Source organism: Kitasatospora sp. NPDC088742 (assembly GCF_055584905.1).
Genome location: NZ_JBVJLD010000015.1, coordinates 1 through 22,086, shown reverse-complemented (window position 1 = coordinate 22,086; position 22,086 = coordinate 1). Strand labels below are relative to the sequence as shown.

The following is a 22,086-nucleotide window of genomic DNA, read 5'->3' as shown; positions in this document are numbered from 1 at the left end:
TCAGCGGCTCCTCAGGCGGGGGTCTGCGGCGAGGTGGAGCAGGTCCACCAGGGTGGAGATGGCCACGAAGACCAGGGCGGAGAGCAGCACCAGGCCGATCACCAGCGGCATGTCCTTGTTGACCGCGCCCTGGAGGCTGAGCGCCCCGATGCCGGGGCGGCCGAAGACCGTCTCGACCAGGACCGCGCCGCCCAGCAGCGAGCCGGTCAGCCAGCCGGTCAGGGTGGCCACCGGGCCGGCGGTGTGCCGCAGGGCGTGCCGCAGCAGCACGGCAGCGGGGGCCAGACCGCGGGAGCGGGCGGTGAGCACGAAGGGCTGGCCGAGGGTGGACTCCAGGCCCTCGCGGAGCACCTGGGTGAGCACCCCGGTGAGCGGCAGGGCCAGGGTGAGGGCGGGCAGCACCAGGGCGGAGAGGTCCTGGTCCCCGGCCACCGGGAAGATCCGCAGTTGGAAGGAGAAGGCGGTGAGCAGCAGGATGCCGATCCAGTAGGAGGGACTGGAGACCGCGAGCAGCTCCAACAGCGAGCTCAGCGCCCGCAGGGCGGGCCGGCGGCCGGCCGTCGCCGTGGCGGTGAGCAGCGCCAGGGCGACGGCCAGCACCAGGGCCGCCAGCGCGAGCTGGACGGTGGGGCCGAGCTGATCGGCGATCAGCCCGGCCACCGGCCGCTGGAGTTGGTAGGACTCCCCCAGGTCCCCGGTGAGCAGCCGGCCCAGGTAGTGCAGGTACTGCACCGCGACCGGCTGGTCCAGCCCGTAGGCGGCCCGGATCTCCGCCTTCACCTCGGGGGTGGCGGCGGTGCCGGGGCCGAGCATCACGGTGACGGGGTCACCGGGGACCAGCTGGAGCGCCGCGAAGGCGACCGTGGCGGCCCCGACCAGGACCGCGAGGGCGCCCAGCAGCCGGACCCCCGCGCGGACCAGCAGCCGCCGCAGCGGTACGGGCACCGGGACTGGAAGGGTCATCTCACTTACCGAGCCAGGCGTCGTGGAAGCGGAGCCAGGTGTTGGGGTCGGCGGTCAGGCCGTGCACCTGGGCGGACTGGCCGACGGTGGCGGTGCGCACGTACAGCGGCACGATCAGGCCCAGCTCGACGGCGCGCCGCTGGGTCTTGCCGTAGACCTCCTGACGCAGCGTCTTGTCGAAGGTCTCCTTGCCCTTGGTGGTCCACTCGTCCAGCTGGGCGTCCTGGTAGAAGGTCGCGTTCTGGCCGCCCTTGGCGGGCTGGCTGGCGCTGTGGAAGTAGAGCCGCAGCACGTCCGGGTCGAACCGGGCCCAGCTGTAGTCCGCGATGTGCACCTTGCCGCCGTAGACCTGGGCGATGTAGGTGCCGATGTCCAGCCGGGGGCGGGTGACCTCGACGCCGATCTTCTTGAGGTCGGCCTGGATCGCCTGGCCGAGGGTGTCGCGCTGCTCTCGGACGAACTCGGTGGGCGGCAGCGGCCACTCGATGGTGAGCCGCTGTCCGTTCTTGGTGCGGTAGCCGTCGGCGTCCTTGGCGGTCCAGCCGGCCTCGTCCAGGGACTTCTCGGCGAGCGCCCGGTCGTAGGCCCAGCTGTTCTCGAGGGACTTGTCGTAGTACGGGGTGGTGGGCGAGACGGGGCTCCAGGCCCGCTTGTTGACGCCGAAGTAGACGCTCTTCACGTCGGTGTCGACGTCGATGCCGCGCTGCACGGCCTTGCGCACCAGCGGGTCGTCCAGCGGGGCCTTGGAGGTGTTGAGGACGAGGGAGTACACGGCGCCGGGGGCGTCGGTGGAGACGGTCCGCAGCTTGGCGTCCGCCTGGACGGTCTTCACGCCGGACGGCGGGATCGGGTCGGCGACCTGGACCTGACCGCTGTTCAGCGCGCCGAGCCGGACGGAGTCCTCGGTGAGGAAACGGACCGTCAGCTTGTCGAGGTACGCCGGGCCCTGGTGGGCTGCGCCGGCCGGGGCCCAGTTGTAGTCCGGGTTCCTGGTGAAGACGGCGCTCTGGCCCTTGGTGTAGCTGGTGAAGACGAACGGGCCGGTACCGACGTCGGCGGGGCCGCCGGCGCCGAGCTTGGAGCCGTTCTCCTTGATGGTCTTCGGCGAGTAGAAGCCGAGGTAGGGGGTGGAGGCGGCCTGGAGGAAGGGGGCGAAGGGCTCGGAGAAGCTCACCTTCACGGTCTTCGGGTCGATCACCTCGGTGCCGCTGTACGGGCCGAGCAGGCTGGCCGCGTACTGCGACTTGGTCTCCTTGGCCACGATCCGGTCGAAGTTGACCTTCACGGCCTCCGCGTCGAAGGGCGTGCCGTCGGTGAACTTCACGCCCTCGCGCAGCTGGAAGGTGAAGCTCTTCAGGTCCGCCGCGGCCTCCCACTTGACGGCCAGCCAGGGCTGGAACTCGCCCTTGGCGTCCTGCTGGACGAGCGAGTCGAAGACGTTGCGCTGAATGGCGCCGGTGACGTCCTGCTGGCTGACGTGGACGTCGAAGGAGATCGGCTCCACATCGGTGGCGTAGGTGAGCGAGCCGCCGGCGACGGGCTTGGCCGCATCGCCACCCTGCGCCGCCGGGGCCGCCGCACCGGTGGCGCCGGAGCCGCAGCCGGTGAGCAGCAGGGTGCCCGCGGCGAGGGCGGCGAGCAGCGGGACGGGACGGGGCCCGGTTCTGGGCATCAGGGTGCTCCGTTTGTTGCGAGAGGAAAGTAACAGGGGCGCTGAGCTGCTGGGAAGTCTGCCGGGACGGCCCACCCGCCGGACCCCTACCCAACCCCTAGCCCACCCCTGGGGGCCCGTCGGCCGGAGCTGACGGGCCCTCAGGGGCACGGCACTAGGCGGCGGTCACCATTTGCCGACCTCGCTGGTCCAGCCGGTGAGGCTCGCGCCGATGGTCCCGTCCGGGTTGGCGGGCAGCACCGTGAGGTTGAACCGGCTGTCGCCGTAGTTGTAGAGGAACGTCAGGTCGGCCCGGTTGTCGGCGTTGTACCGGCCGGCCGTCAGGGTGACGGCGTTCCAGTCCCAGTTGCCGGGCGCGATGTCCAGGCCGGCGGCCGGCCCGTTGTAGCTGCCGTCGGGCTTGGCGGTGAAGGTGAAGAACCGCACGCCGCCGCCGGGGTAGCCGTAGTCGGCGCCGATGTCGTCGCGGCCGTCACCGTTGAAGTCGCCGGTGACGTACCTGGCTCGCTCGGGCCACCACTCGTTGGTGGCACCGGTCCAGGCGACGGCTCCGGGGTTGAAGGTGCCGTCGGCCTTGGCCGCGAAGGTCCAGATCCGGGCGTTGCCGCCGCCGTAGTTGTAGACCGCCGCGAGATCGGTGCGGCCGTCACCGGTGATGTCGGCTGGCAGCAGGGTGGTGCTGCCCGCGCACCAGTTGCCGCCGCCGGAGCGGTAGCTGCCGGTCATCCGGCCGACCCCGCCGTCGGGTTGGCCGTAGAGGGTGAACAGGCCCATGTCGCAGTTGCCGAAGTCGTACATCATGGCGACGTCGTCGCGGCCGTCCTTGTCGAAGTCGCCGGCGGCCAGCGTGATGGCGTTGAACGACCAGTTCCCGGCGGCCACGAACAGGCTGTCGACCTCCGTGAAGCGGCCGTCGGCCCGGCCGGTGAAGGTGAAGAACCGCACACTGCCGTCGCCGTAGCCGTACATCGCCACGATGTCGTCGCGGCCGTCACCGTTGACGTCGCCCGTGACGTACTTGGCGGCGGTGACGCACCACGAGTCCCTCGGCCAACTCCCGCGTTCGACAGGCGCGTTCACGGTGCCGTCGGGCTTGGTGGTGGCGACCCAGAGGCCGGTCGAGCAGGCGGTGTAGTCGATGAAGGTGGCGACGTCCGCGCGGCCGTCGCCGTCGAAGTCGCCCGACACGTTGACGTGCGCCCCGGGCTGCGGGCCCTGGCCCGCCCGGTAGGCGGTGGAGCCGCCGACGGAGCGGGTCCAGCGGATGTAGGTGCCGTTCTCGAAGTCGGTCCGGCGTCCGCCCGCCACCTCGTACTCGTCGGAGGTGGGGAAGCCCAGCCAGCTGTTCTCCCAGCTCAGGTTGGACCAGGTCTCCCGGATGTTGCCCATCACCTGGTGGGCGCCGGTGGCCGGGCTCCAGTAGATGGACTCGTTGTCGACGGACGACCCGGGGGTGCGGAAGTGGTTGTAGCGACCGGTCTTCACCGGGGTGGCCGACTCGTCGGTGGACGGGTAGCCGGCGACCGCGGGGCCGCCCAGGGCCTTGAACCGGGCGTAGATCGCTCCGTGCACCTCGTGGCTGCCGGTCGCGTCGGAGTGGGTGATCGCACCGGGCGCGGCACCCTGCCCTCCCGCGAAGGTGGAGACGTAGCCGGGGTTCGCGGCGCCGACGGCCTGCTCGTCGCTGTCGGGGTAGCCCAGGAAGCCGGTCTCCCAGCCCAGGTCGGCCCACTTGGTGCGGATCGCGCCGTGCACCCAGTGCGCGCCGGTGGCCGGGGACCAGTAGACGGAGCCGTTGGAGTTGAGGTCCGTGGTGCCCTGGCCCTGGAAGTGCGCGAACCGGCCGGTGCCGTCCGGGGGTGTCCGCACGTCGGTGACCGGGTAGCGCAGGACACTGGTCGGCCCGCCCATGGCGAGGTACTTGGCGGCGACCTCACCGTGCAGTTCGTGGGCCCCGGTCTCGCCGTTCCAGATCACCAGGGCCGGGCCGGTCTGTCCGGCGGCTCCCGAGAACCCGCTCGTCCGGCCGGTGTTGTCGCTCGCCGGGCGCTCGTCCGTGACGGGGTACGCCAATATGCCCGAAGTGCCGCCCAGCGCCAGCCACTTGGTGCGGATGTCGCCGCCGACCGACCAGGCTCCGGTGGCCGGGCTCCAGTAGACCGACCAGCCACCGGCGAAGTCCGCGTACCTGCCGGTGCCGTCGGCGGTGGCGGTGACCTCGGTGGTGAGCTCCTTGAAGGCGGCGGGCTTGCCCAGCGCGAGGTACTTCGCCAGCAGCGGCCCGCAGAGCTGGTGGCCGTTGAACGCCTGGCACTCGGTCCAGGCGGTGGAGGCGTAGGCGAGGACCGCGGGGCTGCCGAAGGCGGAGCCGTTCGCCAGGGCGCGACCGGGGAGTTCGGTCACGCGTCCGTCGGCGGAGAGGGACCACAGGTCGGCGAACCCGTCGCCGTCCAGGTCACCGTCGGAGACCAGGTCGGGGTGGGCGGCGGCCGTCAGGCCGGTGGCGATCTTCTGGCCGTTGCGGCCCAGGCAGGTGCGGTCCGCGGCGCCGTTCACGTCCCTGCAGCTGACGAACTGCCAGAGGTCGCCGCTGGCGCGGTCCCTGGCCCAGAGGTCGGGCAGGCCGTCGCCCGTGGTGTCCCCGGGAGCGATCAGGTCCATGCCCGCCCAGCCGGTGGCGGCGAGGCTGACGGGAGCACCGAAGCGGTTGGCTGTGAGGGCCGGGTAGAGCCAGAGCGCGCCGGCGGTGTCGACGGCGACCAGGTCGGGCTTGTTGACGATCAGTCCGTCGCTGACCGGGTTGCCGTTGAGGGTGTTGCCGACCGGGAGGACCTGGGTGATCCGGGACCAGTCGCCGCTGCTGAGGAGCGCGGGCTTCTTGCCGGTGGCGGGGAACCTGCCGGTGCCGTCGTTGCTGTAGAGGTACAGCGCCGCGTCACCGGGCCTGTGGGCGATCAGGTCGTCGGTGTTGCGTCCGCTCATCGAACCGCGGTGGCCGGTCCGATAGCCGGCCCAGCTCGTCCCGTCCGGCGCGTCGAGCGCGCGGCTCGCGGTGCCGGTCGCCGAGGTCCAGGCGGCGGGGTCGGCGCCGCCCGCGTACAGGCGCAGGTTCCCGGCCGTGTCGGTGACCAGCAGGTCGGGCTTCCTCCTGGCGTCGCCGTTCAGGTCGCCCAGCACCGGGTTCGCGCCGCTCGTGGAGTCGGCGACGTAGAAGAAGTAGGTGGTGGCGGCGGACCGGTTGCCGGCGTTGTCGACCGCCCGCACCGTGACGTAGGTGGTGCCCCAGCGAGGCGGGGTGACGGTGACGGTCGCCGAGCCGCCGGGCGCCGGCACGGCCGGCTGGTCGACGCCGTTGACGGCGACCTCGAAGGCGGCCGGTCCGCTGGCGGCATCGGTGGTGGTGACGGTGAGGCCGCCGCTCTCGCCCGGGTGCTTGGTGGAGGCGGTGGCGCTTCCGGACTCCGGGAAGTCCGTGCTGGTGACGGCCGGTGCGGCCGGCGCGGTGGCGTCGACGGTGAAGCTGGTGCCCTGGACGGCCTCTGACGCGTCGTCGAACGGGCCGACCGAGGCGGCGTACCAGTCGTAGCGGTGCCCGGGGGTCAGAGTGCCCACGTTGACGCTGACCTCGCTGCCGCGGCTGACGGCCGCGGTGGTCCGGTCGACGATCCGGGGCTGGTCGGGCAGCGAGACGTCGTACAGGTGGAAGCGGCCCCGGTAGAGCTGGCCGTTGTCGGGGCCGCTGACGGTGGCCTTGAGGGTGACCCCGCCGGGGGCGGCGCCGATCCAGCCGCTGCCGACGGTGGCGGGGGCGGTCGCGGGGCCGGTCGGCTTCGCGGGCGTCCTGAGCACCTTGAAGTGGCAGACGGACGCGGTGGCCGACCTGCGGGTGCCGTCGTCGGAGGCCATGAACCAGCCGTAGTCGTGACCGTCCGTCAAGGTGCCGACGGCGTAGGAGGCGGTGCTGCCGGAGGGGCCCATGGGGCTCCAGCCCTGGCTGATCACGTTGCCGCCCGTGGTGTTGTCCCAGAGCGAGAACCAGCCCGCCACGTCGTGGCCGGTGGGGCTGGAGACGGTGCCCTGGAGCTTGACGCCCCCGGTGGCCGGGTCGGTCGCGCCGACGAAGCCGTACGGTCCGCTGTTGTTGCACCCCGGGTCGTTGGGCGACACCGAGCCCGGTGCGGTGTTCATCCCGGTGGGCACGTTCGGCGTCCGGTCGTACGTGACCTCCATGGTCGGGTTGATCGCGAACCGCTTGCGGGCCGCGGAGTCCTTCTCGCTCGCGGCCGTCATCACGAAGGCCCAGGAGTTCCAGCCGTTCCCGGCCGCCTGCTGCATCGCGGAGGTGATGTCGAAGTCGACGTAGGCCGGGTTGCTCCCGCTCGCGACCCCGACCGGCTTGCTGTCCACCACCCAGGTGCAGTTGGCCAGTTCCTTCCCGCAGGGCTGGTTGGTCCAGTTCACGCCCGCGTAGAAGACGTTCGAGTCGCGGAGCTGGACGGTGGAGGCGCTGCTGCCCGAGGCCGCCAGCGAGGCGTGGTGCAGCTTCGCGCTGATGTTGTAGGCGCCGTGGATCTCGGGGCTGACCTTGACCTGGAAGTACGAGCGCTCCCGGCCCTTTCCGACGCAGTCGGAGAAGCCGCAGTAGCCGACCGCGGGGGCGCCCGCGTACTGGGTGGAGTTGTAGTTCGACGTTCCCGGGGAGCCCTCCTGGACCTCGGCGAACGCCATGGTGTCGCCGCTGACCCAGCCCGGGTCGATGTAGACCGGGTAACGGGTGTCCGGCGAGGCCAGCAGGTCCTTGCCGGGCGCGAGCCGGACCTCCCCCGGGACCACCGTCGTCGGGATGTCGGCGGTCCGCGCGCTCGGGCCGGGGCCGTCGGCGCTGGAGGCGGCGGCCGGAGCCGGAGTTGACGGTCCGTCGGCGGACTCGGTCGGCGCGGCGCGGCCCTTGGCCGGGGCGGATCCCGTCGTGCCGGCGTCCCACATGCGGGGTGTCGGCGCGTGGAAGCGCACCTTGCCCGAGGGGTCCTTGGCGTCGAGGTTCCCGCCGGTGTCCGAACTGACCGCCAGGTTCTTCGTACGCGTCCCGAGCGTGAGGGCGGCAAGCCGCGGATTCGCCGCGGCGGCGGCGTTCCTGACGATCAGGACCTGCGTGAATCCGCCCCACTCGGAGGCCCGCATGCGCAGGTCGACCCCGGGAAGGACCTCCGGATACAGCGCGGAATCCCCCGAGACGACGGGGGTGGGGAGCGGCCCGGGAAACGTCAGCGCCAATTCGGCGCCGTCGGTGTCCGTCATGGTGACCAGCGGTCCCGTGCCGCCGCCGGACAGCGTCAGGCCGGAGGACGCCGCGCGGGGGGCGAGAGTTCCGTCGGCGTTCTTCCGCAGGGTCGCGTCGGTGCCCGTCCAGACGCCGTTCTGCTTGACGCGCACCGGCAGCACACTGGTCCTGGTGGTGAACGTTCCGTCCGCGTTGGCGAAGGTCTGACTCGTTCCGTTCGTCAGCGATTCGATGAGGACGGGCGCCCCGTTCGCCTTGGCTTCGGAGAGCGCCCGCAGCCGTTCCGCCTGCAGTGGATCCGGGGCGGCCACCGCGGCGGGGGCGCCTACCGGTGCCGCCGCGACCGGGGTGGCGGAGAACCCGGGCAGCGCCGTCGCGGCGATCGCCGCGACGGCGATCAGGGCGGCTGTCCGCCGGCCGCGGCGCGGAGCCGGTGGTGACGGTGCTCGCATGGATCCCCCTCGGAAGCTGGTGCGTGGTCGTATCGGCGGGAACTTAGAGGCACCGAACCGGGCCACGCAATGCTGCCTCCACGAGACCTGACGTCGTGCCGGAAGCCGCTCCCCGCGCGACTTGACGGAATGCCGGCCCGGTGATTTCCGAATGCCCTCGAACGCTGGACATGCCAAGCCGTCAACTGGTCTAGTGCCGCCCTGTCGTGTCTGCTCGACGTCTTCTCGTGGTGGGGTGGCAATGTCACGCAAGGCTGGACTTCGTGGATGGCGGCAGAGCGCGGCCGGACGGGCGCTGATCGCCTCGGCCACCGTTCTCGCGGTCGGCTCCACGCTGATTTCGTCAACTCCGGTCGCGCGCTTGGCGAAACCCAGGATCTGGTCACCGAGCCCGACGGTGCGGGAGCGCTCCGTCCCGGTCACCAGAGCGGCGCTCTCCCCGCACCCGGCCACCGACGCCGCCAAGCCCTGGAAGGCGCGTCCCGCCTCCTGGCCGGCCGCCTCCGCCTCGGACCTGGACCTGGCGCCTCTGCGGCCGGCCGCCGCCGCGGCGCCGGGCGCGGCCACGGATGCCGTCCAGGTCCCGAGAACTCCGGTGTGGATCGGGCACTCTGACGGCCCGTCCGTCGCAGCGGTACCGGGCCTGGGTCCGGGTCCGGGTCCGGGTCCGGGTCCGGGTCCCGCCACGCTGCCCACCGGCCTCAGGGTGTCGGTCGCGGACCGGGACGCCGCCCGGCGCGCGGGGGCCGACGGCCTGCTCGTGACCGTACGGTCGCGGGACGCCGGTGCCGGCGGCCGGGTCAAGGTCGGCATCGACTACACCGGGATCGCCCCGGCGTTCTCCGGGGACTGGGCCTCCCGGGTCCGGATCGTGGCCCTGCCCGGCTGCGCGCTCACCACCCCCGACCTGCCGCAGTGCCGCACCCAGACCGTCCTCCCCTCGCTCAACGACCCGGGGACGGGCCGGATCAGCGCCGACCTGGAACTGCCGGGCTCAGGCGGCTCCGGCACCCCTGCCCTCGGTGCTTCCAGTGGCCCGGCGGTGCTGGCCGCGACCGCCGGCCCGTCCGGCCCGTCCGGGTCCTACACCGCCACCTCGCTCGGCGCCTCGGGCTCCTGGAGCGCGGGCGGGCAGTCCGGCGCCTTCTCCTGGTCCCAGCCGGTGACCGTCCCCGCCGCGCTCGGCGGACGGGCTCCCGCGGTCGAACTCTCCTACAGCTCCAACGCGGTGGACGGCCGCACCGCGGCCACCAACGGCCAGTCCTCCTGGATCGGCGACGGCTGGGACTACCACCCCGGTTTCATCGAACGCTCCTACCAGCCCTGCGGCCTGGCCGGCGTCGCCACCTCCGGCGACCAGTGCTGGGACAAGCCGAACGCCACCGTCGCGCTGCCCGGCCACTCCGGCCAGCTGGTCCGCGACGACACCACCGGCGCCTGGCGCCTGGCCGGCGAGGACGGCTCCAAGGTCGAGCTGCTCACCGGCGCGAACAACGGCGCCTGGAGCGGCGAATACTGGCGGATCACCACGACCGACGGCGACCAGTACTACTTCGGGGCCAACCACCTGCCTGGCGGGAACGGACAGGACCCGGCCAGCAACGCCGCCTGGACCACCCCGGTCTACGGCGCGAAGGCGGGCGACCCGTGCCGGGGCGCGACCTTCAACACCTCCATGTGCCTGGCCGCGTACCGGTGGAACCTCGACTACGTCGTCGACCCGCACGGGAACCTGACCACCTACACCTACCTGCCGGAGACCGGCTACTACTCCTCGGGCGACACCGCCGTCTCCACCACCACCCGGGCGTACACCCGCGGCGGCGTACCGGCCACCGTCTCCTACGGCTGGCGGACCGGCGACCTCACGGCCGGGGCCAAGCCCGCCGCGCAGATCGTCTTCGACACCGTCGAACGCTGCACCCCCGACAAGTCGTTCAGCTGCGCGCCGGCCCAGATGACCGCGGCCAACGCCGCCAAGTGGCCGGACGTCCCGGTCGACCAGGCCTGCCCGGCCACCGGGGCCTGCACCACCTACACCCCGACCTTCTGGTCCACCAGGCGGCTGAGCACCATCACCACCAGGGTCCTGGTCGACGGCGGCTACCAGGACGTCGACCGGTACGCGCTGACCCAGGACTTCTCCGACCCCGGCGGCGGCACCGGCCCGCTGCTCTGGCTCAAGTCGATCCAGCACCTCGGCCTGGACGGCGGGACGACCACCCCCATGCCCCCGGTGACCTTCACCGCGGCGCAGCTGCCCAACCGCGTCGCCGGGGCCTCCGGCATCGCCGCGCCCGACGTGACCCGCTACCGGCTCTCCTCCGTCACCAACGAGTCCGGCGGCACGATCAACGTCAGCTACTCGCCGACCGACTGCACCAAGACCGACCTTCCGCAGCAGGACACCAACTCCCGCCGCTGCTACCCGGTGTACTGGACCCCGGCCGGCTACTCCAAGCCCCAACTGGACTGGTTCCACAAGTACGTGGTCACCGCCGTCACCGAGGCCGACCAGACCACCGGCTCACCGGTGAAGACCACCAGCTACGAGTACCTCGGCGGCGCCGCGTGGCACCGCGACGACAGCGAGAACACCCCTGCGGACAGGCGGACTTGGAGCCAGTTCCGCGGCTACGGCCAGGTCGCCACCCGGGTCGGCGACCCGGGTGGCGACCGGACCCAGACCGTCGCCACCTTCCTGCGCGGCATGGACGGCGACGCCACGGCGGCCGGCGGCACCAGGACCGTCACGGTCGACTCCCGAGGAGGCGCCCTCAAGGACGCCCCCGAACTCGCCGGATTCACCCGCCAGACCGAGCAGTTCACCGCCGAGGGCGGCACCGTGGTCAGCGCCACCGTCAACGACCCGTGGGTCGGCCCGGTCACCGCCACGCACGTCCGGGCGGCCGGCTTCGCCCCGCTCCAGGCCCGCACCGTCGCCACCGGCACGGTGCGGACCTGGGGGCTGAAAGCGGACGGCAGTTGGCGCACCGGCCGCACCGACACCACCTACGACGGCGCGAGCGGCGGCCGGGTCACCCAGGTCGACGACCAGGGCGACACCTCCGACCCCTCGCAGCGCCGCTGCACCACTACCGCGTACGCGACCTCGGCCAACCCGACGGTCCTTGACCTGGTGAGCCGCGTCCTCACCGTCGCGGGCCCGTGCGGCACCACCCCCACCACCGCCACCACGGTCACCGACAACCGCATCCTCTACGACGGCGCCACCGCCCCCGGGACCGCGACCGGCCCCGGCGACGTCACCGGCGTGCAGCGGCTCGACCGCTACGACGGGGCCGGCCAGCCGCAGTACCTGACCGTCTCCGCCACCACCTTCGACGCGTACGGACGCGGCACCGCCACCACCGACACCGTGCTGGGCGCGACCGTCTCCACCAGGTTCACCCCCGCCACCGGCGCGCTGCCGACCCGGATCGACACCACCACCGCGGCGGGCTGGACCCCGTACGTCCTGGTCAGCCCCGGGCGCGGGCTCACCACCGAGTCGGTCGACGTCAACGGCCTACGGACCAGCTACGCCTACGACGGCCTGGGCCGGCTCACCGCGGCCTGGGCCCCGGGCCGCGCCAAGGGCACCCAGAGCGCCACGGCCACCTTCGCCTACAGCCTGAACGGCACCGCCGGCCCGGCCGTGGTCACCAGCCGGAGCCTGCGCGAGGACCAGAGCTACGCCGAGAGCTACGCCATCTACGACGGCTTCCTGAAGCCGCGTCAGACCCAGAGCACCCCACCCGACGAGGCGGTCGGACGCATCGTCAGCGACACCGAGTACGACGCCCAGGGCCGGGCCGTCAGGACCAACGCCCCCTACTACAACGACGGCACCCGCCCCGGGCCGGTCCGGGTGACCGCCGACCCCGGCGCCGTGCCCTCCCAGAGCCTCCTCGAATTCGACGGCCAGGGGCGGCCGGTGACGAGCACCTTCGTCTCCAGGGGCCGGACCCAGTGGCAGAGCCGGACCGCCTACCCCGGCGTCGACCGCACCGACGTCACCCCGCCCAAGGGCGGCTCCCCCACCACCACCTGGAAGGACCTCCGGGGCGGCACCAGCGCGCTCTGGACGTACCGGACCGCGACGCCCACCGGGAACGCCGCCGACGCGGACCGGATCAGCTACCACTACAGCACCGTCGGTCCGATGGACTCGGTCACCGACCAGGGCGGCAACACCTGGACCTACGAATACGACCTCCAAGGTCGCAAGACCAAGACCGTCGACCCCGACTCGGGCACCTCCACGTACGCCTACGACCAGGCCGGCCGGATGACCTCCAGCACCGACGGCCGGGGCGCCACGCTCTCCTACACCTACGACGGCCTCTCCCGCCCCACCGGCCGCTACGAGGGCACCTCCACCACGGACCCGGCCAGGCTCCGGGCCGCCTGGAGCTACGACACCCTGCCAGGCGGCAAGGGCAAGCCGACCGCCTCCACCAGCTACACCGCCGGCGCCTCGGGGCCCGCGTACACCACGGCCGTCGCCGGCTACGACGCGCTGGGGCGTCCCACCGGCACCCGGCTGGTCATCCCCGCCGCCGAGGGCGCGCTGGCCGGCAGCTACCTGACGACCAGTCACTACACCCCCAACACCGGGCTGCTGGACTCCGTCGACCGGCCCGCGATCGGCGGGCTGCCGGCCGAGACCCTCTACTACTCCTACAACGCCAACGGCCTCCCGACCTCACTCGGCAGCGGCCTCGCCGACTACCTGACCTCCGTCGAGTACACCCACACCGGCCTGCTCGCCCGCGCCACCCTCGGCGACATGCCGCGCCAGTTCGTCCAGACCAACACCTACGAGGACGGCACCGGCCAGCTCACCGAGACCCGGCTCGACAAGGAGGACAGCCCCGTCCCCGTCGACCGCACCAGGTACCTGCGCGACCCGGCCGGCAACCTCACCACCATCAGCACCGCGCGCGGCGACGGCACCACCGACACCCAGTGCTTCGGCTACGACGGGGCCCGCCACCTCAAGGAGGCCTGGACCGACCGCAACGGCCTCGCCCCGGCCCCCAGCCCCTCGGTCACCGGCATCGGCACCTGCGCCACCACCTCCCCGAGCGCCGCCACCGTCGGCGGCCCCGCCCCGTACTGGCAGTCCTTCAGCTACGACGCGGTCGGCAACCGCACCCGGCTGGTCAACCACGACCCGGCCGGGGACGTCACGGTCGACGAGACCTTCCCCCTCCCCGGCCAGCCCCGCCCGCACGCGGTGACCGGCACCACCACGACCTCCGCCGCCGGCCGGCAGGGCGCCGCCTTCACCTACGACACGGGCGGCAACACCCTCACCCGCACCGGCACTTCGGGCACCCAGACACTCACCTGGACCCCCGAGGGCCGGATCTCCACCATCAGCGCCACCGAGACGGCGGGCACCACCGCCTTCGTCTACGACGCCGACGGCAACCAACTCCTGCGCCGCAACCCCGGCACCTCCACCGTCACCCTGACCGCGGGAGGCGACGAAGTCACCCTCGACACCAGGACCGGCACCACCACGGCCCTGCGCTCCTACGGCCTCGCCGGCACCCCCACCGCCACCCGCGCCGACGACGGCACCCTCACCTACCTCGCCGCCGACCCGCACGGCACCAACAGCGTCGCGGTCGACGCCCGCACCCTCGCCGTCACCCGCCGCGACGCCAAGCCCTTCGGCGAGGACCGCGGCCCCACGCCCGCTTCCTGGCCCGGCACCCGAGGCTTCGTCGGCGGCACCACCGACACCCTCACCGGCCTCACCACCCTCGGCGCCCGCCAGTACGACCCACAGCTCGGCCGCTTCCTCACCGTCGACCCGCTGCTCGACCTCACCGACGTCCAGCAGATCAACGGCTACGCCTACGCCAACAACAACCCCACCACCTTCACCGACCCCGACGGCCTCCGCCCCCTGGACTGCGGCGGCCCGATCATCTGCGTCTACGGCGGCAACGGCGCCTGGGGAATGAGCGACGAGCTCCCCCAGGAGAGCGAGCAGCGCATGCGCTACGACGAGCTCAACGGCATCAGCAACAAGTACGTCGACGCCGCCAAGAAGGCGGTCAAGAGCGGCCGTTGCAGCAAGATCGGCGGCTACGACTGCGTCTCCGGCGGCACCACCCGCACACGCGACGCCTTCCACACCCAGCGCACCGGCGGCGGCAAAGGCGGCGTCCACTACGTCAACCCCAACAACCGTCCCAACTCATGGGACCCGCTCGGCACTGTCGCCAAGTTCGCCTACGAGCAGAGCGGCCTCAAGGACCTCGTCGAGTGCGCCAAGGACCCCGGCCTCAACATGAAGTGCGGCATGGCGACGATCGACGTCATCAGCTATGCCATCCCCGCCGCGAAGGCGGCGAAGGCTGCCAAGGAAGCCGCAGCTGCGGCCAAGACCGAACGCAGGGCGACTGACGCCGCCTCATGTGTACGGCGCAGCTTCCCGGCCGGCACCCTCGTGCTCCTCTCCGACGGAACCAGCAAGCCGATCAACGAGATCGCCGTCGGCGACACCGTCAAGGCCACCGATCCCGTCACCCGTGAAACCAGCGACGAACCGGTGACGGCCGTCATCACCACCTACGACGACAAGACCCTCACCGACCTCGTTCTCGCTGCGGACGATGGCCGACAGGCCACGCTCACCTCCACTGACCACCACGCCTACTGGAGCGAGAACAGGCAGGTCTGGGCGGAAGCCTCACAGCTCCGGCCCGGTGAACACCTCCGTCAGCCAGACGGTTCCGTGGTCACGATCATCTCCACGAAGACCTACGACCTCCGCATCACCACGTACAACCTCACCGTCACGCTCGTTCACACGTACTACGTGCTGGCGGGTGAGGCCCCGGTCCTGGTCCACAACTGCGACCCGGAGGGATACACGTCCACTCCCGCACGCGAGGGAGATCCGTACCACCCGGACGAGGTCGGCAAGCGCAGCGACCAGAACAAACTGCTCTACCCCGAGGACTTGAAGGACATCGCGGCTTCCCTGGGATACAACAAGCGAATCCCGGCCCAGAAGGCGCCGTTCGACTCACATGGACAGGTGGTATTCTCCGACGGAAAGACCTTCATCACCCCTGATGTCGATGCCCATAATGTGGCGAACGGCTGGAAGATGTTCGACCGGAAGGGCAAGCGAATCGGCACCTACGACTCGGATTTGAACTATGTCAAGAAGTAGCGCTTTCGCCATCGCCGCTCGCCAACCGGACGACGAAGGGACTACGGGCAGGATAACGGTCGGTTCATTCACGGAGACATTTCAGATGGACCTCTCCTACTGGAATACGAGCGACTATATTCAGAGCTGGATCCACTCCCTTGAGACGCTCTGCGCGACGGAGGAATGTGATTCGTGCCTCGTCACGTCGATCACCGAACCAACGTCGGCCAATTTCATCACCTGCTGGCCCCTGTACCGGCGGGGCCAGCAGGTCTTCGTCCAGAATTCACTCATTTTTCTGGATGACCTCGAAGTCGATTTCAATCCGGCGAAGCCCTGGCTCTCCGTCGAACCACGACAGACGGTCACTGAAGACGGAATCCAGATCTCCGAGTGGAGGACTACCGTCTCGGAAATCCGAGAATTCCTCCGCTCGAACCCCGGCTTTCACAATCCCCGATGATCAGCCGCGGGGCAGCGGGTAGCGGGGGACGGAACGACGGCTGGCGATGCGCCAGCCGTCCGGGGTGTTGACGTAGACGTCGAGGTACTCGCCGTTGTGGACCTTGCCGTCGGCCAGCAGCACCAGGTAGCGGCTGCGGCCGCGGACGGTGCCGTCGTCGGCGACGGCGAAGGCGGAGTCGAGGGTCTGGTGGTCCGGGGACTCCGGGCCGAGGTCGCGGCTGAAGGCCCGGATCGCCTCCAGGCCCTTGAACACCGCGCCGGTGCGGGCCAGTTCGATGACCCCGTCCTCGGCGAAGACGGTGGCGAGGGCCTCGGCGTCGGCGTTGTCGAAGGCGTGGGAGAAGCGGGCCAGCAGCTGGCGCAGCTGCTCGGCGTCGTCGAGGGTCAGACGGTCGGTCACGGTGGGCTCCTGACGGAGGGACGGGCCCGGCCGGGCGGTGTGCCGGCCGGGCCCGAGGCGGGGTGGGTAGGTCAGACGGCGACGGGGCTCAGCTGCTGGATGATGCCGAGGCGGTCGGGGAGGACGCTGTAGCGGACCACCTTGCCGTCACGCACCGTCAGGCGGCTGACGCTGTGTCCGACGAACGGCCGGCCGGTGGCCGGGACTCCGAAGATCGGGCCGACGTGGACGCCCTCGATGCGCCAGTAGGCGATCACCAGGTCGCCCTCGGCGACCAGGTCCTCGACGGTGGCCTTGACGTCCTGGACGTTGTTCCAGAGCCAGCGCAGGTGCTCGCGGAAGTCCTCCTGGCTGCCGGGGCCGTCGGGGCCGACCCGGCTCTCGTCCACGGCGTCCTCGGCGATCAGCTCCTCGACCAGGTCGAGCCGCTGGCCGGTGACCAGCTCGTGGTAGTAGCGCAGGACGACGGCCTTGTTGTCCTCGAGGGTGCTCATTGTTCGTTCGCTCCTTGGGAGTTGAAGGGAAATCAGGGGGTTCGGCGGGTGGCCGCAGGCGGCAGCAGGATGCCGCCGTTGGCGCTCAGGCCGCCGTCGACCGGCACCGTGACGCCGGTGACGTACGAGGCGGCGGGCGAGGTCAGGAACCAGACCACCTCGGCCTGCTCCCGGGCCTCGGCCCAGCGCTGGGCGGGGATGCGGCGGGTGATGAAGGCGGAGAACTCGGGGTCGGCGACCTGGGCCGCCGTCAGGCCGGTGACGGTGCCGCCGGGGGCGATGGCGTTGATGCGGATGTTCTCGGCCGCGTAGTCGATGGCGGTGGCCCGGACCAGGTTGATGACGGCGGCCTTGGTGGCGTTGTAGGCCCAGGTGCCGGGGTCGCCGCGCAGGCCGGAGACCGAGGAGGTGGCGACGATCGCGCCGCCACCGGCGGCCCGCAGGGCGGGGACGGCGGAGCGGATGCCGAGCACCACGCTGCGCACGTTCACCGCGAACAGCCGGTCGAAGCGCTCCACCGCGCCGGCCGACTCCAGCGGACCGCCGCCGCCCGTACCGGCGTTGAGCACCGCGGCGTCCAGCCGGCCGAACCGCTCGACGGCCAGCTCCACCGCCCGCCGGTTGGTCTCCTCCTCGGCCACGTCACCGGCCAGGGTGACGACCCCGTCCAGCTCGGCGAAGGCGTCCAGGCCGTGCTTGTCCAGGTCCACCGCGACCACCCGGTGGCCGCGTTCGGCGTAGAGCCGCACCGCCGCCTCGCCGATCCCGGAGGCCGCTCCGGTCACCAGGACCACCGGTACTACCGGGTTGCTGCCCATGCCCGCTCCTTCATCTCGATCCACTGCCGGACGGCGTCCGCCGTCGTCGGGGTGTGCTGTTCCAGCACGGTGAAGTGGTCACCGGTGATGTCCCGCACCTCGTGCGGCACCGGCCAGTAGGCGCGCCAGTCGTGACGGCCCGTCGGGTCGACCACGGTGCCGCGCAGGGGGGTGTCGGCGCGCAGCGCCAGGACCGGCGCCTGCACCGGGCCTGGCTGCCAGCCGGCGAAGACGGAGTTGTAGCCGCCCATCGCGGTGAGGCTGGCGTCGCTCCAGACCATGTCGTACTGCCGGATCCGGTCGACCATGCCGGTGAGCATCGCGGTCAGCCACCACTCGCCCATGCCCTCGCGAACGGCGCTGTCGATCGGGTACGAGTCCACCAGGCCGAGCCCGGCCACCCGCCGCCCGGCCGCCTCCAGCCGTTCGGTGACGGCGTGCGCGACGCAGCCGCCCATCGAGCGGCCGAGCACCACGAACGGCCGGTCGGGGCCGACCAGTCGGAGCACCGCCTCGGTGTGCAGGGTGAGGAAGGTGTCCAGGGTGTCGGGCAGCAGGTCGGTCGGGGTCCAGCCGGGTGAGGGGAGCACGAAGAAGTCGCGCTCGCCCTGGAAGGCGTGGCCCAGCCGGGCGTACTCGTGCGGGCCGGAGATGGCGGACAGCGCGGGGAAGGCGACGACGGCCGTCTCGCCCTCCCCCGAGGCCAACTGGATCGGGTCCAGCGCGTGTTCGGCCCGTTCGGCGAGGGTGAAGCGGGAGCGCAGCGAGGAGGCCACGCCGATCAGCGCGGAGGCGTCGGCGAAGCTGCCCTGGGCGGCGAGCCGCCGGTAGAGGGTGGAGAGCGGGTGCCGCGGGTCCTCGCCGTCGCCCGCCGTGGCGACCGCGACGGCGCCCGGGGTGGGGGCATCGTCCACCAACTCGGCCAGATGGGCAGCCAGTTGCACCGGATCCGGGTGGTCGAAGGTGAGGGTCGGGGCCAGTCGCAGGCCGGTCACGGCGGTGAGGCGGTTGCGCAGTTCGACGGCGGTCAGCGAGTCGAGGCCGAGGTCATTGAACGGGCGCTCCTCGCCGACGGCCGCGGTCTCGGTGCCGAGCACCCCCGCCACCTCGGTGCGCACCAGCTCCAGCAGGGCGGCGGTGCGCTCCTCCCCGGTGAGCGCGAGCAGCTTCGGCAGCAGGGCCGGGCCGGTGGCGGCCGCGGTGCGGGCGGCCGACCGGCGGGTGGCCGGGACCAGTGCGGTGAGCAGGGCGGGCAGGACGGGCTGGGTACGCAGGGCGGCCAGGTCGAGCGGGGCCGCGACCAGGTAGGGGTCACCGGTGCGGACCGCCGCCTCGAACAGCCGGGCGCCCTGCTCGGTGCCGATCGCCCGCAGGCCCGCACGGGCGGCCCGGCGGCGGTCGGCCTCGGTGAGGTGCGCCGTGACGGCGCTGGCCTCGGCCCACTGGCCCCAGGCCAGCGACTGGGCCGGCAGGCCGATCGAGCGCCGGTGGGCGGCCAGGGCGTCCAGGTAGGTGTTGGCGGCGGAGTAGGCGGCCTGGCCCGGGCCGCCGAGGACGGCGGCGACGGAGGAGTAGAGCACGAAGGCGGCCAGGTCGTGACCCCTGGTCAGTTCGTGGAGGTGGCGGGCGCCGTCGGCCTTGGGGGCCCAGACGGTCCGCAGCCGCTCGGGGGTGAGGGAGGCGAGGAGGCCGTCGTCCACCACGCCGGCGGTGTGCACCACGGCGGTGAGCGGGTGGGCCTTCGGTATCGCGGCGATGGCGGTGGCCAACGCCTCGCGGTCGGCCGCGTCGACGGCCGCGATGGTGACCTCCGCGCCCAACTCGACCAGCTCGTCGCGGAGTTCCGCCGCGCCGAAGGCCTCGGCGCCGCTGCGGGAGAGCAGCAGCAGGTGCCGCACGCCCCGCTCGGCGACCAGGTGACGGGCCAGCAGCCCGCCCAGCACGCCGGTGCCGCCGGTGATCAGCACCGTGCCGTCCGGGTCCCAGGACCGGGCGGAGCCGACCTCCGGGGCGGTGGCGCGGACCAGCCGGGGGACGTGTACCCGGCCCGCACGCAGCGCGAGTTGGGGCTCCTCGGTGGCCAGGGCGGCCGGGATCAGGTACTCCGAGTCGTGGTCGGTGTCCACCAGGACGATCCGGCCGGGGTGCTCGGACTGCGCGGAGCGCAGCAGGCCCCAGACGGGCGCGACCACCGGGTCGGGCGCTTCGCCGGAGACCGGGACGGCGCCGCTGGTCACCACGGCCAGCCGCGCCCCCTCGGTCGCCTCGTTCGCCTCGTCCGCGAGCCAGTCCTGAACGGCCGTCAGCACCTCGGCCAACACGCCCTCGTGGCCGGTGACCCGCAGCTCGGTCCAACTGCTGCTGCCCGCCGGCTCGGCCGCCGGGACCTCCGGCCACTCCAGCCGGAAGAGCGCGTCGCGGTCGGCGCCGCCCGCCGGGGCGAGCTGCTCGGCGGAGACCAGCCGGGCCCGCAGGGCGGCGACGGAGGCGACCGGGGCGCCGGTCTCGTCGGCGACGTCGACCGAGATGGCCTCCGGTTCGGTGTAGCGCAGGCGGACCCGCAGGGCGCTCGCGCCGGTGGCGTGCAGCCGCACGCCGGTGTAGGCGAAGGGCAGGCGGCTGGTCCCGGGCGGGGTGTCGGTCAGGCCGTGGTGGGCGGTGACGTGCACGGCGGCGTCCAGCAGGGCCGGGTGGAGGCCGAACTCCCCGGCGCTCTCCCGGACTTCCGCCGGCAGGGCCACCTCGGCCCAGAAGGTGTCGCCGTCCCGCCAGGCCGCCCGCAGGCCGCGGAAGGCCGGTCCGTAGGCGAGCCCGGCGGCGGCCAGCTCCGGGTAGACCTCCTCGGTCGGGAGTTCGGTGGCGCCCGCCGGGGGCCAGTCGCGCAGGGCCTCGCCCGGGGCTCCGGGGCCGGCCAGCAGCAGGCCGGAGGCGTGCCGGCTCCACTCCTCCGTCCCGGCCGGGCGGGAGTGCACGGTGACCTCGCGGGCCCCCGTCCCGTCCACGCCGCCGACGGCGACCTGGACGTGGACGGCGCCGTGCTCGGGCAGCACCAGCGGGGCCTCCACCACCAGCTCGTCCAGCGTGCCGGCGCCCAGTTCGTCCCCGGCGCGGACCGCGAGCTCCAGCAGCGCGGTGCCGGGGACGATCACCGTGCCCTGGACGGCGTGGTCGGCCAGCCAAGGGTGGGTGCGCAGCGAGAGGCTGCCGGTGAGCACCACGCCCTCCCCGTCCGGGAGTCGGACGGTGGCGCCGAGCAGCGGGTGGGCGGCCTCGGTGAGGCCGAGCCCGGTGGCGTCGGCGTTCCGGTGGACGGGCTCCAGCCAGTAGCGGCGGCGCTGGAACGGGTAGGTGGGCAGGGTGAGCCCGGCCGGGTTGGCCGGACGGCCGAGCAGGGCCGTCCAGTTCACCCGGTGGCCCTGGACGTGGATTCGGGCCAGGGCGGTGACGGCGGTCTCGGCCTCACCGCGGTCGCGGCGCAGCGCGGCGGCCGTGACGGGTGCGTCGAGGGCGGCGCCGACCAGGCCGGTGAGCGTGCCGTCCGGACCGAGCTCGACGAAGCTGGTGACGCCCTCGGCGGCCAACTCCGCCACCACGTCGGCGAAGCGGACCGCCTCGCGGACCTGGCGGACCCAGTAGTGCGGGTCGGTGAGCTCGGCGGCGGTGGCGATCCGGCCGGTGAGGTTGGAGACCACCGGGATCTGCGGCGCGTGGAAGGTCAGGCCGGTGGCGACCCGCCCGAAGTCAGCGAGCATGCCGTCCAGGTGGGCGGAGTGGAAGGCGTGACTGACCTTCAGCTGCTTGGTCCGCCGGTCGGCGAAGACCTCCCGGACCGCCGCCACGGCCTCGGCATCGCCGGAGACCACGACCGAGCGCGGGCCGTTGACGGCCGCGACCTCGGCGCCAACAACGAGGGCCTCGCGGACCTCCTCCTCGGTCGCCTCGATCGCCACCATGGCCCCGCCACCCGGCAGTTCCTGCATCAAACGGGCCCGGGCCGCGACGAGCGCGGCCGCGTCCGCGAGCGACAGCACACCGGCGACATGGGCGGCGGCCAGCTCACCGATCGAGTGCCCGGCCAGCAGATCCGGCCGCACACCCCAGGACTCGTAGAGCCGGAACAGCGCGACCTCCACCGCGAACAGCGCCGGCTGCGTCCAGCCCGTCTCGTCCAGTCCCTCACCACTGTCGATCACCTCCGCCACCGGCAGGCCCAACGCCTCGGCCACCGCATCGAAGGCCTCCGCGTAGACCGGGAAGGCGGCATACAACTCCCGCCCCATGCCCACCCGCTGGCTCCCCTGCCCGGAGAACAGGAACGCCAGGCCACCGGACCCGGCCGTCCCCCGCACCACACCCGG

Annotated in this window: 9 protein-coding genes; 2 read left to right on the top strand and 7 right to left on the bottom strand. The window is 72.6% G+C overall.

Annotated features, from left to right (window positions below; all coding sequences use genetic code 11):
* The 3 genes from ACZ6ZR_RS14510 to ACZ6ZR_RS14500 form a co-directional block, all read right to left on the bottom strand.
* Positions 1-963: an ABC transporter permease gene (locus ACZ6ZR_RS14510; protein ID WP_465642430.1), complete on the bottom strand. Its 963-nt coding sequence runs from the start codon at positions 961-963 to the stop codon at positions 1-3.
* Between the two features lies 1 nt (position 964).
* Positions 965-2,635, bottom strand: coding sequence for an ABC transporter substrate-binding protein (locus tag ACZ6ZR_RS14505; RefSeq protein ID WP_465642429.1), 1,671 nt, complete (start codon positions 2,633-2,635; stop codon positions 965-967).
* Positions 2,636-2,800: 165 nt separating this feature from the next.
* On the bottom strand, positions 2,801-8,368 hold the full coding sequence (locus ACZ6ZR_RS14500) for an FG-GAP-like repeat-containing protein (protein ID WP_465642428.1): 5,568 nt from the start codon (positions 8,366-8,368) through the stop codon (positions 2,801-2,803).
* Between the two features lie 706 nt (positions 8,369-9,074).
* Here ACZ6ZR_RS14500 and ACZ6ZR_RS14495 point away from each other — a divergent pair.
* Both ACZ6ZR_RS14495 and ACZ6ZR_RS14490 read left to right on the top strand, forming a co-directional pair.
* The gene (locus tag ACZ6ZR_RS14495) at positions 9,075-15,569 is read left to right on the top strand and encodes an RHS repeat-associated core domain-containing protein (RefSeq protein ID WP_465642427.1); all 6,495 of its coding nucleotides are present in this window, start codon (positions 9,075-9,077) and stop codon (positions 15,567-15,569) included.
* Positions 15,570-15,654: 85 nt separating this feature from the next.
* Positions 15,655-16,014 (top strand): hypothetical protein, encoded by a 360-nt coding sequence (locus ACZ6ZR_RS14490; protein ID WP_465642426.1) that lies wholly within the window; start codon positions 15,655-15,657, stop codon positions 16,012-16,014.
* Here ACZ6ZR_RS14490 and ACZ6ZR_RS14485 read toward each other — a convergent pair whose 3' ends face one another.
* The 4 genes from ACZ6ZR_RS14485 to ACZ6ZR_RS14470 form a co-directional block, all read right to left on the bottom strand.
* Positions 16,015-16,416: a nuclear transport factor 2 family protein gene (locus tag ACZ6ZR_RS14485; protein WP_465642425.1), complete on the bottom strand. Its 402-nt coding sequence runs from the start codon at positions 16,414-16,416 to the stop codon at positions 16,015-16,017.
* Between the two features lie 71 nt (positions 16,417-16,487).
* On the bottom strand, positions 16,488-16,910 hold the full coding sequence (locus ACZ6ZR_RS14480) for an ester cyclase (RefSeq protein WP_465642424.1): 423 nt from the start codon (positions 16,908-16,910) through the stop codon (positions 16,488-16,490).
* 32 nt (positions 16,911-16,942) lie between these two features.
* Positions 16,943-17,728, bottom strand: a complete 786-nt coding sequence (locus ACZ6ZR_RS14475; RefSeq protein WP_465642423.1) for an SDR family NAD(P)-dependent oxidoreductase — start codon at positions 17,726-17,728, stop codon at positions 16,943-16,945.
* Positions 17,710-22,086: SDR family NAD(P)-dependent oxidoreductase (locus ACZ6ZR_RS14470; protein ID WP_465642422.1), on the bottom strand; the 4,377-nt coding region annotated here is incomplete at its 5' end. The genes ACZ6ZR_RS14470 and ACZ6ZR_RS14475, both read right to left, overlap by 19 nt.

Excerpts from the sequence above, each read along its gene's own strand:
- ACZ6ZR_RS14500 (WP_465642428.1), bottom strand. The coding sequence starts at position 8,368 with ATGCGAGCACCGTCACCACCGGCTCCGCGCCGCGGCCGGCGGACAGCC.
- ACZ6ZR_RS14480 (WP_465642424.1), bottom strand. The coding sequence starts at position 16,910 with ATGAGCACCCTCGAGGACAACAAGGCCGTCGTCCTGCGCTACTACCAC.
- ACZ6ZR_RS14510 (WP_465642430.1), bottom strand. The coding sequence starts at position 963 with ATGACCCTTCCAGTCCCGGTGCCCGTACCGCTGCGGCGGCTGCTGGTC.
- ACZ6ZR_RS14475 (WP_465642423.1), bottom strand. The coding sequence starts at position 17,728 with ATGGGCAGCAACCCGGTAGTACCGGTGGTCCTGGTGACCGGAGCGGCC.
- ACZ6ZR_RS14505 (WP_465642429.1), bottom strand. The coding sequence starts at position 2,635 with ATGCCCAGAACCGGGCCCCGTCCCGTCCCGCTGCTCGCCGCCCTCGCC.
- ACZ6ZR_RS14490 (WP_465642426.1), top strand. The coding sequence starts at position 15,655 with ATGGACCTCTCCTACTGGAATACGAGCGACTATATTCAGAGCTGGATC.